Source organism: Microbacterium sp. SA39, from assembly GCF_000967865.1.
Taxonomy (GTDB): Bacteria; Actinomycetota; Actinomycetes; order Actinomycetales; family Microbacteriaceae; genus Microbacterium.
Genome location: NZ_JXRU01000039.1, coordinates 169,113 through 184,534, shown reverse-complemented (window position 1 = coordinate 184,534; position 15,422 = coordinate 169,113). Strand labels below are relative to the sequence as shown.

14 protein-coding genes are annotated in these 15,422 nt (G+C 69.0%); 9 read left to right on the top strand and 5 right to left on the bottom strand.

The annotated features are described in order from the left end of the window. Window positions 1-57: 57 nt before the first annotated feature. The 3 genes from RS85_RS17250 (at window position 58) to RS85_RS17240 (ending at window position 1,508) form a co-directional block, all read left to right on the top strand. Window positions 58-684 carry a TetR/AcrR family transcriptional regulator gene (locus RS85_RS17250; protein ID WP_046014697.1) on the top strand — a complete coding sequence of 209 codons (627 nt, stop codon included), beginning with the start codon at window positions 58-60 and terminating at the stop codon, window positions 682-684. Between the two features lie 97 nt (window positions 685-781). Further along, window positions 782-1,129, top strand: coding sequence for a FitA-like ribbon-helix-helix domain-containing protein (locus RS85_RS17245; RefSeq protein ID WP_046014696.1), 348 nt, complete (start codon window positions 782-784; stop codon window positions 1,127-1,129). After that, a complete protein-coding gene (locus tag RS85_RS17240) occupies window positions 1,116-1,508 on the top strand; it encodes a type II toxin-antitoxin system VapC family toxin (protein ID WP_046014695.1) in 393 nt (130 codons plus the stop codon). The genes RS85_RS17245 and RS85_RS17240 overlap by 14 nt, the downstream gene beginning before the upstream one ends. A 12-nt stretch (window positions 1,509-1,520) precedes the next feature. Here the strand turns inward: RS85_RS17240 and RS85_RS17235 are convergent, their stop codons facing one another. Then, a complete protein-coding gene (locus RS85_RS17235; protein ID WP_046014694.1) occupies window positions 1,521-2,948 on the bottom strand; it encodes a CCA tRNA nucleotidyltransferase in 1,428 nt (475 codons plus the stop codon). A gap of 47 nt (window positions 2,949-2,995) precedes the next feature. On the opposite strand from RS85_RS17235, the gene RS85_RS17230 reads away from it, so the two are divergent. Continuing rightward, window positions 2,996-3,601, top strand: coding sequence for a cyanamide hydratase (locus RS85_RS17230; protein WP_046014693.1), 606 nt, complete (start codon window positions 2,996-2,998; stop codon window positions 3,599-3,601). A 15-nt stretch (window positions 3,602-3,616) separates the two neighbouring features. Here RS85_RS17230 and RS85_RS17225 read toward each other — a convergent pair whose 3' ends face one another. Beyond that, on the bottom strand, window positions 3,617-3,910 hold the full coding sequence (locus tag RS85_RS17225) for a hypothetical protein (RefSeq protein ID WP_046014692.1): 294 nt from the start codon (window positions 3,908-3,910) through the stop codon (window positions 3,617-3,619). Window positions 3,911-4,161: 251 nt separating this feature from the next. On the opposite strand from RS85_RS17225, the gene RS85_RS20110 reads away from it, so the two are divergent. Continuing rightward, window positions 4,162-4,659, top strand: a complete 498-nt coding sequence (locus RS85_RS20110) for a hypothetical protein (protein ID WP_235282475.1) — start codon at window positions 4,162-4,164, stop codon at window positions 4,657-4,659. Next, window positions 4,617-5,918, top strand: coding sequence for an alkaline phosphatase family protein (locus RS85_RS17220; protein ID WP_235282474.1), 1,302 nt, complete (start codon window positions 4,617-4,619; stop codon window positions 5,916-5,918). The genes RS85_RS20110 and RS85_RS17220 overlap by 43 nt, the downstream gene beginning before the upstream one ends. A gap of 13 nt (window positions 5,919-5,931) precedes the next feature. Here RS85_RS17220 and RS85_RS17215 read toward each other — a convergent pair whose 3' ends face one another. The 3 genes from RS85_RS17215 to RS85_RS17205 form a co-directional block, all read right to left on the bottom strand. After that, complete coding sequence (locus RS85_RS17215) at window positions 5,932-7,653, bottom strand: MSCRAMM family protein (protein WP_046014691.1); 1,722 nt, start codon at window positions 7,651-7,653, stop codon at window positions 5,932-5,934. Window positions 7,654-7,756: 103 nt separating this feature from the next. After that, window positions 7,757-8,812, bottom strand: coding sequence for an LLM class flavin-dependent oxidoreductase (locus tag RS85_RS17210; protein WP_046014690.1), 1,056 nt, complete (start codon window positions 8,810-8,812; stop codon window positions 7,757-7,759). Between the two features lie 29 nt (window positions 8,813-8,841). After that, window positions 8,842-10,413 (bottom strand): DUF7059 domain-containing protein, encoded by a 1,572-nt coding sequence (locus tag RS85_RS17205; protein ID WP_200894862.1) that lies wholly within the window; start codon window positions 10,411-10,413, stop codon window positions 8,842-8,844. Between the two features lie 98 nt (window positions 10,414-10,511). Here RS85_RS17205 and RS85_RS17200 point away from each other — a divergent pair, with 98 nt between their 5' ends. From RS85_RS17200 to trxB, 3 genes are all read left to right on the top strand, one after another. Then, entirely contained in the window at window positions 10,512-12,686 is a 2,175-nt protein-coding gene (locus tag RS85_RS17200; RefSeq protein WP_046014689.1) for a DUF6049 family protein, read from the top strand. Beyond that, window positions 12,679-14,313 (top strand): murein biosynthesis integral membrane protein MurJ, encoded by a 1,635-nt coding sequence (murJ, locus tag RS85_RS17195; RefSeq protein WP_046014965.1) that lies wholly within the window; start codon window positions 12,679-12,681, stop codon window positions 14,311-14,313. The genes RS85_RS17200 and murJ overlap by 8 nt, the downstream gene beginning before the upstream one ends. A 103-nt stretch (window positions 14,314-14,416) precedes the next feature. Beyond that, window positions 14,417-15,397 (top strand): thioredoxin-disulfide reductase, encoded by a 981-nt coding sequence (gene trxB / locus RS85_RS17190; protein ID WP_046014688.1) that lies wholly within the window; start codon window positions 14,417-14,419, stop codon window positions 15,395-15,397. The last annotated feature ends 25 nt before the right edge of the window (window positions 15,398-15,422 follow it).

The window sequence follows — 15,422 nt, the reverse complement described above, 5'->3', positions numbered from 1 at the left end:
TTGGTCCCGTTATTCGGTTACGGTACCACTGAGTCCCGGAAGGTACAATGAGTGCTCATGGACAAGGGCGAGGACTCGAGGGCATCCGGTCGCCCCCGCGACCCCGAGGTGGAGCGCGCGATCCTCACCGCGACGCAGGAGCTGCTCGTCGAGTCCGGGTTCGCCGGCACGACGATCGCCGCGGTCGCGAAGCGCGCCCAGTGCGGCAAGTCCGCGATCTACCGGCGGTGGGAGTCCAAGGTCGACCTCGTCGTCGCGGCGGTGCGCGCGCTCCACATCACCACGGAGACGCCCGACACCGGATCGCTGCGCGAGGACCTGGTCGCTGCGGCCCTGCACTTCGCCCGGTCGGACGAACGTTCCGGACGAGTGCTCGCGAGCCTGCTGAGCGAGCTCGGCCGCGACCCGGAATTGCGCGAGGTGGCGTACCGGACGATCGGCGAGCCTCCGGTGGTCGCGCTGATCGCGGTGATCGGGCGCTGGATCGAACGCGGCGAGGTATCGGCCGACGTTCCTGTCGCGCTCATCGCCGGCATCGTGCCGACCGCGGCCTTCGGGAGCGTGATGCTTCGGCAGCGCGCGCTGGAGGTGGAGGCGGTGACGGAGCTCATCGATTTCGTGGTGTTGCCCGCGCTCGGCGTCTCCGCCGGTACGGCGGGCCCGACGCCGGGCGGCGGCCGGTAGCGCGCGGTATGCCGGAATACGATCGCGACAGCTGGTCGGAAGCCCTGTCCTGGCGCGTCAGCCGTTGCTAGCATTGTGCTGTCAGAGGAGACGCGAGATGGCAACGGTGACGATCCGGAATCTGAGCGACGAGGTCGTCGCGGCTCTGAAGGAGCGCGCGCGGCGGAACTCCCGCTCCATGGAGGCGGAAGCTCGCGAGGCACTGATGAACCTCGTGCAGAACAATGATGCGAGCGGCGTCGAAGCGGATCTGGCGAGGCGACTTCCACCCCTGCGCTGGTCGGTTCCCGGAGAGGAGGTCATGGCTCGCATTGCGGCCAACCCCCCGACCGCCGAGCAGACGCGGGTTGCCGCGGAGTGGGCGGAAGAGCTGCGTGCCGAGCGCGAAGATCCGCTCTTCGACTATCGAATAGAGGATCCATGGGAGCGCAATGCTTCTGCTTGATACGAACGTGCTCATCCGAATCGACGAGGTCCGCCCGCCGACGGAGGACGTCGTCCTCAGCGCTCTCACCTACGCAGAGCTTCGTTTCGGCATCGAGCGCGCACGCGATCCCCGGATGAGACGTCGACGATCGATGGAACTGGCGCGACTGAACGCGATCTTCCCCACGCCATGGTTGTCGTTCGATCAGCCTGCGGCCGACTCCTACGCGCGACTCGCCGCGCGCGTGTCGACCCAGCGGGCCTCCCACGCGCGGAGTACTGACATCATGCTCGCGGGACACGCGAACTCGCTCGGCGCGAAGCTGATGACCTTCAACGTGAAGGACTTCGATCTCGTCGCCGACGAGGTCGAGATCGTGGTTCCCGAGCTGCGCTGAACGCGCCCCCAGTCAGCCCCTCGCGGCCCACCAGTCGCGAAGCCGCTGCTCCGCGGCATCCGCCCCGAGCACGCCCTCATCGAGGCGCAGCTCCAGCAGGAAGCGGTAGGCCTCCCCCACCTCACGCCCGGGCTTGATGCCGAGCACCTTCTGGATGCGGTTGCCGTCGAGCTCCGGGCGGATGGAGTCGAGCTCCTCCTGCTCGCGCAGCGCCGCGATGCGCGACTCGATGTCGTCGTAAGCGCTGGCGAGGCGGCCGGCCTTGCGCTTGTTGCGCGTGGTGACGTCGGCGCGGGTGAGGATGTGCAGCCGCTCGAGCCGATCGCCCGCGTCGCGCACGTAGCGGCGCACCGCGGCATCCGTCCACGTGCCTTCGGCGTAGCCGAAGAACCGCAGGTGCAGTTCGATGAGGGTGGCGACGGCATCCGTCGTCTCGGTGTCGAACCGCAGGGCCTGCAGGCGCTTGCGCGCCATGCGCGCACCGACGATGTCGTGGTGGTGGAAGGTGACCACTCCCCCGTCCTCGAGCTTGCGGGTGCGGGGCTTGCCGATGTCGTGGAGCAGGGCGGCGATGCGCAGCGGCACGTCGGGGGCGGCACCAGGATGCCGGGAGTGCTCGAGCTCGATCGTCTGCCGGAGCACCGTGAGCGAGTGCTCGTAGACGTCTTTGTGATGGTGGTGCTCGTCGACTTCGAGCCGCAGCGCGCTGACCTCCGGGAGGAACTCGTCGATCAGGTCGGTCTCGACCAGCACGCGGATGCCGCGGACAGGGTCATCCGACTGCATGAGGCGCACGAGCTCGGACTGGATGCGCTCGGGACTCACGATCTCGATCGTCTTCCGCAGCTGCGTGACCGCGTCGAACGTGTCGTCGTCCACGCGGAAGCCGAGCTGGGCGCTGAAGCGTGCCGCGCGCAGCATCCGGAGCGGGTCGTCGCCGAACGAGACCTGCGGATCGGCGGGAGTCCGCAGGATGCCGGCGAGGAGGTCTTCGACCCCGCCGGTCGGGTCGACGAGCTTGACGGAAGGGACCTGCAGGGCCATCGCGTTGACGGTGAAGTCGCGGCGCACGAGGTCGCCCTCGATCGAATCGCCGAACTCGACGGTCGGCTTGCGGGTGACCCCGTCGTAGCTGTCGGCGCGGTAGGTCGTGATCTCGACCTGCTCGCCCTGCACCCGGGCGCCGATCGTGCCGAACGCACGGCCGATGTCCCACTGCGCGGTCGAGATCGGCTTGACGATCGCGAGGATCTGGTCGGGCGACGCGTTGGTCGTGAAGTCGAGGTCGTGCGTCTCGCGACCGAGCAGGGCGTCGCGCACAGGACCGCCGACGACGGCGAGATCGAGACCCGCATCCGAGAACGCCGTGGCGAGGGTGCGGACGACCGGGTTCTCGGCGAGCGCACCGAGACGGGCGAGGCCGTCAGCCATATTGAGCATGGGTTCCAGCGTACCGGCGCGGTGTCCCGGAGGTAGTCTGAGCCATCATGCAGCTGAACGAGTTCACGCCTCCTGCCACTCCCGTGGCCCGCGCGGCGCGCGCCCTGGCGGAGCAGTATCACTCCGAGTCGATCCTCAACCACGTGCTGCGGTCGTGGCTGTGGGCCGAGGCCTTCGCGATCGTCGAGGACCGCGGGGACATCGACCACGAGCTGCTGTACGTGTCGACGATGCTGCACGACATCGGGATCGTGCCCGAATTCGACAACGTGCACCTGTCGTACGAGGAGGCGGGCGGGCATGTCGCCGTGGCCCTCGCGACGGGTGCCGGATGGGACGCGGGCCGCAGTCACCGTGCACTCGAGGTCATCGTCCGGCACAACTGGCCCTCGGTGGATCCCGCGATGGATGTCGAGGGCTATCTGCTCGAGATCGGCACCGGACTCGACATCTCGGGTGCCAGGCCCGACGCGCTTCCGGCCCCCTTCATCGAGGAGGTGGTGGCGGAGTATCCGCGTCTGCAGCTCGCGCAGGAGTTCGGCGACGGTGTCGTGGATCAGGCGGAGCGCAAACCGCACACCGCAGCGCATCGACTCGTCGCCGGTGGCGTGGTCGGCAAGCTGGCGAACCACCCGCTCGAACGGTCGGTCTGATTCGCGCTGGGAAGGTCAGAACAGCGGGTTCTCGCCCTTGGCCTGCGCGATGGCGCGGGTGCGTGCCTGCATCAGCCGCAGCAGAAGCATGCTGAGCAGGAAGCCTCCGGCGAGCGCGACCGCGACGATGTACCAGATGCCGATCTCAGGATCGATCAGCTGCAGGCCGTAGACGATCGCGACAAGCACCGCCAGAACCACTCCCTCGACGAGGGCAAAGGTGAGGAAGAGCCGCGTCTGGCGACGGCCGTAGTCCGCGACCACCTCTCGCACGCGGGCATCGATCGAGGAGTCACCGGCGTAGGTCATGAACTCACGCTAGCGGCCGGGTCGCGAGATACGCTCACCCGCTCACGCGTCAGACCGCCGAGCGAGGCGGGTGCGGCGAGCATCCTGCCGCACGAGGCGCGAGGAACGCACCACTTCTGCGGCCGATGCCAACTTCTGCGGCCCCACAGGGCCATCGAGGCCGCAGAACGTGGCAATGGCCGCAGAAGTCGGCGGCAGCGGCATCCGCACACCCGTTCCCCCCGCGCCGGCATCCCCATAGGATCGGCCTCGTGATCGAAGACGACTCTCCCCCCACGCCCGTCCCCTCTCGACGAGGGTTCCTGAAGATGGGCGGAGCCGCACTAGCCGGGGCCGTCGTGGGCGGGGCCGGAGGCGCGGCCATCGGCGCGACGATCGCGGCGAATCAGCGCGACGGCTTCGCCTCGGACCCGGATCACTTCGCTGCACTCACCCCGCGCAGCGCCCCCGGATTCGACCACATGGTCGTCGTGATGGGCGAGAACCGCTCCTTCGACAACATGCTCGGCTACCTCTACTCGCAGGACGACCTCCCCGAGGGCGAGACCTTCGAGGGTCTGGCGTTCGGGAAGCACAGCAACACGTCAGCCGAGGGCGAGACCATCGACGCGCACGTCTACATCGGCGAGACCGACACGATCATGAGCCACCCGAACCCGGACCCGGGAGAGGCCTACCCCACGTCAACACGCAGATCTTCGGCACCGTGGAGCCGAAGACCAACGCCGACCTGTTCGAAGATCAGATGACCGCGCCGTACAACATGCCGGTCCACGGCGAGAAGGCGACGATGTCGGGCTTCCTCGAGGACTACATCATCAACTTCCGGCGTCTGCGCAAGGGAGAGCGGCCGACCACCGTCGAGGCGCGCCACATCATGGGTTCGTTCTCGCCCGAGATGCTCCCCGTGCTGTCGACGCTGGCGACCGAGTTCGCGGTGTTCGACCACTGGCACGCGGCTGTCCCGTCACAGACCTTCTGCAACCGCTCGTTCTTCCATGCCTCGACCTCGCACGGCTTCGTGACGAACCAGGCGGGAGGCGGCTACGACAAGTGGATAGACGCCCCGGCGGCGCCGACCGTGTTCAACCGCCTGGAAGACAAGAAGATCAGCTGGAAGATCTACATCGACAAGCTGCAGATGGTGTCGTTCACCGGGATGCTGCATGCCCCGGTGCTCGAGAAGTACTGGCGCACCGAGCACTTCGGCACCATGGAGGACTTCTACGAGGATGCCGAGAACGGCACCCTTCCGGCCTACGCGTTCATCGAGCCCCGGATGGTCTACAACCACAACGACTTCCACCCGCCCTTCGGCTCGCCGCGCGGCAGCGAGGCCGACGGCGAGGAGGTGTACGACAGCGCGATCTCCGACGTGCGCGCGGGCGAGAAGCTGATCCATGACATCTACGACGCCGTGCGGACGAGCGCCACCGCCGACGGCTCCAATGCCGTCAACACCCTGCTGCTGATCACGTTCGACGAGCACGGCGGATGCTACGACCACGTGCCGCCGCCCGCAGCCACCAAGCCGATGACCGAGACCGAGGCCGGCGAGATGGGCTTCAGCTTCGACCGGCTCGGATGCCGGGTGCCGGCGATCGCCGTCTCGGCCTACACGAAGCGCAACACGATCATCCACGACGAGATGCACCACGGTTCGGTGACGGCGACTCTGTCCCGCATCCACGGGCTCGAACCGCTCAACGACCGCGACGCGACGGCGAACAACCTGCTGAACGTCGTCAACCTGACGCAGCCGCGGCATCCGGCCGACTGGCCCGTCACGAAACCGGCCTACTCGCCGCCGAACCCCGAGCAGGCGAAGCCGCACCCCGACAAGAAGGAGCACCTGAAGCCGCTCACGCCGCCGGCACGCGGACTCCTCGGCCTCCTCATCTCACGCTTTGGCAAGGCCGACGAGCCCGAGCCGCAGACGTTCGCCGACGCCTATCGCCTGCTGCACAAGCACGGCGAGGAGCTGTTCGGACCGCCGAAGGGCAGCTGACTCCGTCCTGAAGTCACTCCCGGGTCGAACGGCGCCGAGCCACGATCGTCAGCGTCGCCCCGAGCAGCAGCACGAGCGCCCCACCAGCAGCCCAGGCAAGTGTCTCCGGTCCGAGACCCGTCCCGGGAAGACTGCCGCCGCCGGCGCCGGCGCCGCCTCCGCTGCCGCCTCCGGGAGACGGATCAGGTGACGGATCAGGCGACGGAGGCGGCGGCACCACGACCGCGGCGAGCGTGAAGTCCTGCTCGACGACGGCTTCTCCGGCGGCGGTGATCACGACCATCCGGGTGGCGGCGCCGACCACGGTGCTTCCGGTCGGCGGCACGACCGTGAGCGTGTAGGTGCCCGGCAGAAGCGAGCCGAGACCGAAGACGCCGTCGGCATCCGTGGTCAGCTGTACCGAACCGGCAGGGCCGACGACGTCGATGACGACCCCGGCGGCGGGTGCTCCGCCGTCCGTGCGCACCGTGCCGTCGAAGGCGCCCAGGCGGGCGAGCTCGAAGTCGACGTTCTCGACGTCGGCTGCGGCGACCTGCTCGTTCCTCGTCACGGGCGTCGTCGCGACGTAGCCTCCGGGTGTGGTGATGGTGACGTCGTAGTCACCCGCGGGCAGGCGCGGAAAGACGTAGCCGCCGCTCCCGTCGGTCACGGCGGTGATCACCGACGCGCCCGGACCCGTCGCGGTGACCGTCACGCCCGAGACGCCGGCCCCGTTCGCACGGACCGTTCCGCTCAGGCTCGGGCTCTCGGCGACCTGGAAATCGACGTTGTCGATCGGGTCTTCGCTGCCGACGGGGACGGTGAACGGTGGCGGTGAAGTGACGAGCGTGTAGCCGTCAGGGGGCGTGATCGTGGCGGTGTGCGTGCCGACCGACACCTGATCGAACAGATAACGGCCATCCGCGTCGGTCGTGGTCGTCTGTCCGTCGATGGTCACGGTCACGCCCGCAACCGGGGCGCCGTCGTCATCCAGTACCTGGCCGGACACCGCGACCGGAATGATGTCACGCACAGTGAAGTCGGCGACGGCATCCCAGGTCTGGTAAACGGGGAAGCCCGAGCGACGCGTGAAGAAGAAGGTGAGCGAGCTGATCGGCGCCGCCGGCTCGAACCACGCGGCCGACCCGCTCGTGTCGGCGGCCGCGGCGTTTCCGGTGAGCGTGAGCGCGGCCGGATCCCACGCGGGCACGTCGGTGGCGACGCCGGTGCACGAGGGCTTGCCGGCGACCCCGGGAGCACAGTAGTTGAAGCCGCCCTGGAAGCCGAGGGCTGCGGCGTCGAGAGCCTGTCCATCGGGTCCGATGGCCTGGATGCGCACGGCATCCGCATCGATGTCGCCGAGAGCGAAGGCCCAGCCCGACGTGGGTGTGGGGCTGGCGAAGGAGTAGGTCGTCGTCGAAGGGCCCGTCGCGTTGTCGGCCTTCGGCCGCAGGTTGAGGTACGGCTGGTTGCGGCTGGAGCCGTACTTCGCGCCGATGGGCGTGCCCTCGGACAGCCAGGTCGACGCTCCGGAGATCACGGCCACGCCGCCACCGCGGGAGTCGCTGGTCATGGTGGCGGTGAGCTCGGGCTGCGCGGCGACTTGCACGGTGGTCGTGTACGCGCCTGCGGAACCGGCGAGGGGCTGCCAGGTCGCCCATGAGCTGGTCGTCGCCGCGGCCGCCGGAATGGTGCCGATGAGCACGGCCACCATGGCGATCGCTCCTGCAAGAATCCCGCTCCGACGCGCACGCATGCGGCCAGAGTACCGGTATATCGGTCCCCTGCGAAGCGTTCTCCGAAGGGTCGTCTCGATCCCGATGACGGCGGGAGCGAGGCGGCATCCGCCGTCCTGAGGATCAGATCGCGTCGCCCTGAACGGGGCCCTCCGTGTTGGACTTCCAGCCGAGCGCCGGTGCGACGTGCGTCGCGAACGACTCGAGCACGTGCAGGTTGTAGGCCGGTCCGAGCTGGTTCGGGATGGTCAGCAGCAGGGTGTCGGCCGACATCACGGCCTCGTCGTTCTTCAGCTGCTCGATCAGCACATCGGGTTCGGCCGCGTAGGTCTTGCCGAACGTGGAACGGAATCCATCGATCACGCCGATCTGGTCGCCGTTCTCCTCGCTGCGCAGCCCGAAGTACGCCCGGTCCATGTCGGAGATCAGCGGGAAGACGCTGCGACTGACCGAGACGCGGGGAGCACCCGTGTGCCCGGCGGCCTTGTACGCCGAGCGGAACAGGTCGATCTGCTCGCGCTGCAGCTCGTGGAACGGCTGCCCCGTGGCCTCGGTGATGAGGGTCGAGCTCATCATGTTCAGGCCCTTGCGGCCGGTCTCCTCCGCCGTGGCGCGCGAGCCGGAGCCCCACCAGATGTGATCGCGCAGCGTGGGCGACTGCGGTTCGATCGCGAGGTAGCGCCCTTCGCCGACCATCCGCGGGTCACCGGGGGCGATCCGCTCGCCGTCGATCGCGCGGAGGAAGATGTCGAACTTCTCGCGGGCCAGCACGCTGCCGCGCTCGGGATCCTCTTCATCGACGTAGCCGAAGGTCTCGTATCCACGGAGGGCCGTCTCGGGTGAACCACGGCTCACGCCGAGAGCGATCCGTCCGTCGGCGATGAGGTCGAGGGCCGCGGCCTCCTCTGCGAACTGCAGCGGGTTCTCGTAGCGCATGTCGATCACGCCGGTGCCGACCTCGATGCGCTGGGTCCGTGCGGCCATGGCTGACAGCAGCGGCATCGGAGACGCGGCCTGCCGCGCCCAGTGGTGCACACGCACCGAGGCGCCGTTGACGCCGATCTCGTCTGCGCCCTCGGCGATCTCGATCGTCTGCTTCAGCATGTCGCCCGCCGTGCGGGTCGCCGAGCCGGGCACATCTGCGTAGTGCCCGAAGGAGAGGAATCCGAAAGCCTTCATGATGTATTCGAACGAATGGATGCCGTGGGCTATTCCCCCGGCACGAGGAAGCCGTCGAAGACGAGCGCCCGGATGCGCGGTTCGAGCTCGGTCCAGAGATCGGCCAGGGGCACCTCGAAGAGGTCGGCCAGCGCCGCGACGATCTGACCCACGGTGAGCTCGCCGTCGCACGCCCCGACGAACGCGGCGAGCGCCGGGTCGACATTCAACGTGCGAGCGAAACCGCCTCCCTGATGCAGCTCGATCACGCTCGGGTCGTCGTTGCCCGGCAGCAGGTGCCGCGCCTCGGTGACATCGGCCGCCGTCACGAGGGTCGCGGGCACTCCACCCGCCAGCAGATCGTGCGCGGCCAGGCCGGTGGCGAGCGCGGCTCCCACGTTCGACACGGGCTGCGACACCCTCTCCTTGCGCCGGACCGGTGTGCACCCCGCTGCTTGGGTCCCTGAGCCCGTCGAGGGGCCTGAGCCTGTGGGAGCGCCTGAGCCCGTCGAAGGGCGCCGAATCAGCACATATCCGAAGCCGACCGAGGTGACTCCGCGCGCGGCGAAGTCGTCGAGCCAGGCGGTGAGCAGCGGTGTGAACCCGGGGTCTCGCGGTGTGGTGCCGCCGTCGCGGATCCACAGCTCCGCGTAGCCGAGGGGAGTCAGCTGCTCCCGTTCGATCACCCAGAGGTCGAGATCTCCGGGAACCCACGCGTCGAGGCGCGCGAGTCCGGCAACTCCGCCCCGGGACTCCCAGTTGCCGAGAAGCTGGGCGATGCCGCCGCTCGTGAGGAACGCCGGGGCGGTGCGCACGAACTGCTCCACCAGCGCATCACCGACCAGCCCGCCGTCGCGGTACTCGTACGCGGGCACGCCGTCGACGCGCGGCGTGATCACGAACGGAGGGTTGGAGACGATCAGGTCGAACGCCTCCCCCGCGACGGGCTCGAACATGCTCCCCTGCCGGAACTCGATGTTGCTCACTCCGTTGAGGCGCGCGTTGAGCTCGGCGTAGGCCAGTGCCCTCGAGGAGATGTCCGTCGCGATGACCGTGCGCGCGCGGCGCGCGACCAGCAGGGCCTGGATGCCGCAGCCGGTGCCGAGGTCCAGCGCGCGATCGACCTCGATCGGCACGATCGTCTCGGCGAGCGTGCGCGATGCTCCACCAACTCCCAGCACGTGATCCGCGGGCAGAGCACCGTCGAGAGCGACCTCGTCGAGGTCGCTGGCGATCCACCACTCCCCGACCCCCTCGGCGTCGACGAACGACTGCGGTCGAAGGAGGGCCGCGGGCGTCACGATCTCGGCATCCGCTGTCGACAGTCCGAGCGCGACGAGACCGTCCACCCCGAGCCGCGGAAGCGCCTCGGCGACGGCGGCTCGCGGCTGCGGGATCCCGAGCACCAGAAGGCGACCCAGAGTGGCCAGGACGCCGGAGTCGCCCGCGACCGCACGCAGGATCGGCTCGCGCATCCCCCGGGCGAGGGCATCGTCCGCCTCCTCGCCCCACAGGCGACGCAGCGGTTCGGAGCGGAAGTCCGCAGCGTCGAGGTCAGCGGCGAGCGCGGCGCTGCCGAGCGCCTCGGGGACGGGTGCGGGGGTCTCGGACACGGCCGTCACTCTACGCGTCTTCAGGGTTCTCCTTCCTCCGGCCTCCTAGAATCACAAGGTCAGTACTCACGAGCAGCCCCCGTCCGGGGCGTTCGAGGAAGACCTTCATGTCCGTGAAAACCCCCGAAACCGGCTTCCGTGCGCGCCTGCAGCAGCTCGCGCGCAGGACCGCCGTCTTCGCGATCGCACTGACCCTCGCCTGCGTCGCCTCGCCGGGTGCAGTCAGTGCGGCAGAGACCCCGCCGGCCGATGACGAACAGAGCGTCGAGCTGTACGTCTCCGCCGGCCTGCGAGGCACCATTGCCCCCGGGTCTTCGACGTCGGCACTCCTCTCGGTGCGGAATCGCACGGACTCGGAGCTCACTGCCGGACGCGTGCGCGTCGAGATCGGCACCACCCCCCTGGTCGACGACGAGGCTGTCTCGACGTGGTTCGACGACGAGGAGGCCGCAGGCGAGTTCACGACACTGGGGACCGAAGGCACCGAGCCCATCGACGCCGGTGAGTCCTCGACGGCCACGGTCTTCGTCCCGGAGACGACGATCGGCGAGCTCTCCCCCGGCATCTACCCCCTGCGCGCGGAGCTGACGGGCGCGACCACCGGTGGTCCGACGGCCGACGACGAGGTCGCTCGCGACACCACGGCGACGAGCGTCCTGGTCGTGGCGGCGACATCCGCTTCTCTCGTCGGCGTGCTCGTACCGATCACCGCGACCCCGGCCGACGGCGCACTCCTCACGACCGACGAGCTCGCGGCGCTGACAGCTCCCGAGGGTTCCCTCACCGCTCAGCTCGACGGCGTCGCGGGCACCACGGCGGTGCTGGCCATCGACCCGTCGATCCCCGCCGCGATCCGCGTCCTCGGCACGGCGGCCCCGGAACAGGCGACAGAGTGGCTCGCACGGCTCGATGAGCTTCCGAACGCCCGCTTCGCCCTGCAGTTCGGCGATGCGGACGCCGCGGTTCAGGCGCAGGCCCAGCTTCCCGAACTGCTCCAGCCGCTCACGTTCGCGCCGTTCCTCGACCCCGCGAATTTCCCGCTGGCGCCGGCCACCGACCCACCGGCGACCGCGACCGCCGGAACGACGGAGCCGACGCCGGCTCCATCAGACGCGCCGCCCCTTCCTGATGACGAGGAGCTCACCGCCGTCGACGGCGCGCTCCCGCGCATCCTGTGGCCGCGCGCGGCGGTCTCTCCCGATGACCTCGCCGCCTTCGCCGGTTATCTCGGCGAGGGCACGACCACGATCGTCTCCTCCTCCACGGTCGGCGGTCAGAGCGCCGCGCGTGCGGAGGTCGACGGTCACGATCTGCTCGTCACCGATGCTGCCGCCTCGGCGGCACTGTCGGATGCCGCAGCCGAGGCCGACCCCGCCGCTCGCCAGCGCCTGCTCGCCGAGTCGGCGGCCCGGATCTTCCTCGCGGAAGCACGCGCTCCCGGGGCTCCGCTATTGCTCGGGCTCGAGCGTGAGGAGACCAGGGCACCCGACGCGTTACGCGAGGCGATCTCGGCGGCCGACTCGATCGGATTCGACCTCGGCGCTCTCCGCGAGACCGCACCGGCCGCAGCCACGATCTCCGTGGAGCCGGACACCACCGGAGTCGAGCATGTCGCGAACCTCCTCGCCGACGAGCAGGCGCTCGGCGCTTTCTCGAGCATCCTGGCCGATCCGCAGGTGCTGTTGAGCCCGGAGCGCATCCGGATCCTCCGCACGCTCGCCGTCAGCACTCCACCGGAGGCCTTCACGCCGAGCGTCGAAGCACACCGCGCTCTCACCACCGCGACGCTCGGCGCCGTCAGCATCCCTCCGTCGAGCACGATCCAGCTGCTCTCGGCGAACGCCGATCTCCCGATCCGAGTGCGCAACGACCTGCCCTGGCCCGTGACGGTCCAGCTGACGGCCTCGCCGACCGACCCCCGGCTCGAAGTGAAGCCACTCGTCGAGACGGTCGTGCAGGCCAACAGCACTCTCACCGTCAAGGTGCCCGTCTCGGCCCGCGTCGGCAGCGGCGAGGTCGACCTCCGTCTCGCCCTCCACAGCCCCACCGGGGTGCTCATCCAGGGCGACCAGATCATGCGGGTCGCCGTGCGCGCCGACTGGGAGACGATCGGACTCGGGGTTCTCGGCACCCTGGTCGTGCTGCTCATCAGCTTCGGCGTGCTGCGCACAGTGCGCCGCAAGCGCCGGGAGGCAGCCGAGGCAGCCGACGTTGAGAGCGCCGCCGCCCTCGACGCCGCCGCCCTCGAAGCCGCGGAACCGAAGGACGGACGTGGTGAGTAGCCTCGGCCGCGCGAGCGCCGTCATCGGCGCCGGAACCCTCGTATCGCGCGTGACTGGGCTGCTGCGCAGCATCGTGCTCGTCGGCGTGCTCGGATCGGTCAGCTCCGGTGCTGCCGATGCCTTCACGTACGCGAACCAACTCCCGAACAGCGTGTTCTCCCTCATCTCGGTCGGGATCCTCACTGCGGTGATCGTGCCGCAGATCGTCAAGGCGACGGCGGATGCCGATGGCGGCAACGCCTTCATCTCGAAGCTCTTCACGCTGGGAACGGTCGTGCTGGTCGTCCTCACAGCCGCCGCCACGGCATCCGCACCCTGGCTCGTCCAGGTCGTGGCGGGACAGGCGAAGCCCGAGATCCTCGCCCTCGCCACCGCTCTCGCATACTGGTGCCTCCCGCAGATCCTGCTCTACGGCCTCTACGCCCTGCTCGGCGAGGCGCTGAACGCCCGCCGGATCTTCGGACCCTTCACCTGGGCTCCCGTCGTCAACAACATCGTCTCGATCGCCGGCTTCCTCGCCCTCGGGGCTCTCTTCGCGCCGGTTCCGACCGTCGCGGCGGAGTGGACTCCGCCGATGATCAACCTCCTCGGCGGGACCGCAACTCTGGGGATAGCCCTCCAGGCGGTCGTTCTCCTGGTGTTCTGGCGACGCACGGGTCTCGCGCTCAAGCCCGACTTCCGGTGGCGTGGCGTCGGTCTCGGAACGGTCGGGCGGCTTGCCGGCTGGACCTTCCTGATGGCTTTCGCGAGCCTGGCGGCCGGAACGCTGCAGGGGTTCATCATCAGTGAGGCCGCGGGAATCGATGCCTCCGCGACGGTGACGACCAACGCGTGGCTGATCTTCATGCTGCCGTATTCGGTCATCGTGCTGTCGATCGGAACCCCCTACTTCACGCAGATCAGCGAGCACGCCGCTGCCGGGCGCGACGACGAGGTGCGTGCCGACATCGGTCGCAGCATCCGGACGCTGCTGTTCTTCATAGCGGCGGCGGTCGCTGCCGTGGCTGCAGCCGCGATCCCGGCCTCGCGGGTCTTCACGAAGGACACCGAATTCGTCACGGCCGAGGCAGCAGCACAGTCCGCAGCCCTCGTGCTGCTCTGCTACCTCCTCAGCCTCATCCCGCTCACGATCCTGTTCATCGTGCAGCGGACGTTCTACGCCTACGACGACACCCGGACGCCGTTCTGGTTCACGATGTTCCAATGCGTGCTCATCGCCGCGACAGCGCTGGGTGCGTGGGCTCTGTTCCAGAGCGGAGTCATCCCTCTTGCCGCTCTTGCGGCGACCGTGGCACTGGGTCAGTCGATCGCCAGCATCCTGCAGACCGCGGTGGCCGCCTGGCTGCTTCACCGCAAGATCGGCGGTCTCCAGGTGCGCTCCTGGATGGCTGCCCTCGGTCGGTTCTCCATCGCCGCCGTACCCGCGGGCGCGGCGGGCTGGGCCGTCTTCCTGCTCTGCGGCGGCATCGACGGGTGGATGCTCGACGGCCAGCTCCTCGGCGCCCTCGGCACCGCGATCATCGGCCTCGTCGTGGTCGTCGTGTACCTCGCGATCCTCGCCCTCATGCGGGCTCCGGAACTCAAGGTCGCCGGTTCGCTCGTGCGCCGATTCCTTCCGGGCCGCTGAGCGCGCCGCGCGGCCTCGGCACAGGGAATGCCGCGCGGTTACCATGGGTTGAACAACTCGGGACGTCTTTCGGCGCCACCGCAATTTCTCAGACGGAGAGCACATGCGTCAGGTCATCATCATCGGTTCCGGCCCCGCCGGATTCACGGCCGCCATCTACGCTGCACGCGCGAACCTCAAGCCGCTGCTCATCGCGAGCTCCGTCGAGGTCGGCGGCGAGCTGATGAACACCACCGAGGTCGAGAACTACCCGGGGTTCCCCGAGGGCATCCAGGGTCCCGAGCTCATGGCGAAGTTCCAGGAGCAGGCCGAGAAGTTCGGCACCGAGGTGCTCTACGACGACGTGACCGAGCTCCAGCTCGACGGCCCGGTGAAGACGGTCACGCTCGGCAGCGGGGCGGTCCACGAGACGCAGACCGTGATCTACGCCACCGGTTCCGCCTATCGCAAGCTGCACATCGACGGCGAAGAGCGCCTCTCCGGCTACGGCGTCTCGTGGTGCGCCACCTGCGACGGTTTCTTCTTCCGCCAGAAGACGATCGCGGTCGTCGGCGGCGGCGACTCGGCCATGGAGGAGGCGACCTTCCTCACGCGTTTCGCCGACAAGGTCTACGTGATCCACCGCAAGGAGACCCTGCGCGCCTCGAAGATCATGCAGGAGCGCGCATTCGCGAACGAGAAGATCGAGTTCGTGTGGAACAGCGAGGTTGCCGAGGTGCTCGGTGGCGACGCCGTCTCCGGCGTGAAGCTGCGCAACACGGTCGATGGCAGCCTCAGCGAGCTCGCGCTCGACGGCCTCTTCATCGCAATCGGCAACGACCCGCGCACACACCTCGTGCACGACAAGCTGAAGCTGACGTCCGAGGGCACGATCTGGGTCGACGGCCGCTCGTCGGTCACGTCGGTCCCCGGGGTCTTCGCCGCCGGCGACGTCATCGACCCGACATACCGGCAGGCCATTACCGCTGCCGGCACCGGCACAGTGGCCGCCCTGGACGCGGAACACTTCCTCGCAGACCTCGAGGACGCCTCTGTCGAGGTCCCCGCTGCAGAGGCAGCCGAGATCCTCACGGCCTCCGTCTAGGCGCGGGAACAGTTTCACCTCGTCT

Bases quoted from the DNA above. Each gene is read 5' to 3' on its own strand.
- RS85_RS17245 (WP_046014696.1), top strand. From the start codon at position 782: ATGGCAACGGTGACGATCCGGAATCTGAGCGACGAGGTCGTCGCGGCT.
- RS85_RS17230 (WP_046014693.1), top strand. From the start codon at position 2,996: ATGCAGCTGAACGAGTTCACGCCTCCTGCCACTCCCGTGGCCCGCGCG.
- RS85_RS17235 (WP_046014694.1), bottom strand. From the start codon at position 2,948: ATGCTCAATATGGCTGACGGCCTCGCCCGTCTCGGTGCGCTCGCCGAG.
- RS85_RS17210 (WP_046014690.1), bottom strand. From the start codon at position 8,812: ATGAAGGCTTTCGGATTCCTCTCCTTCGGGCACTACGCAGATGTGCCC.
- RS85_RS17215 (WP_046014691.1), bottom strand. From the start codon at position 7,653: ATGCGTGCGCGTCGGAGCGGGATTCTTGCAGGAGCGATCGCCATGGTG.
- trxB (WP_046014688.1), top strand. From the start codon at position 14,417: ATGCGTCAGGTCATCATCATCGGTTCCGGCCCCGCCGGATTCACGGCC.
- RS85_RS17240 (WP_046014695.1), top strand. From the start codon at position 1,116: ATGCTTCTGCTTGATACGAACGTGCTCATCCGAATCGACGAGGTCCGC.
- RS85_RS17200 (WP_046014689.1), top strand. From the start codon at position 10,512: ATGTCCGTGAAAACCCCCGAAACCGGCTTCCGTGCGCGCCTGCAGCAG.
- RS85_RS17225 (WP_046014692.1), bottom strand. From the start codon at position 3,910: ATGACCTACGCCGGTGACTCCTCGATCGATGCCCGCGTGCGAGAGGTG.
- RS85_RS17250 (WP_046014697.1), top strand. From the start codon at position 58: ATGGACAAGGGCGAGGACTCGAGGGCATCCGGTCGCCCCCGCGACCCC.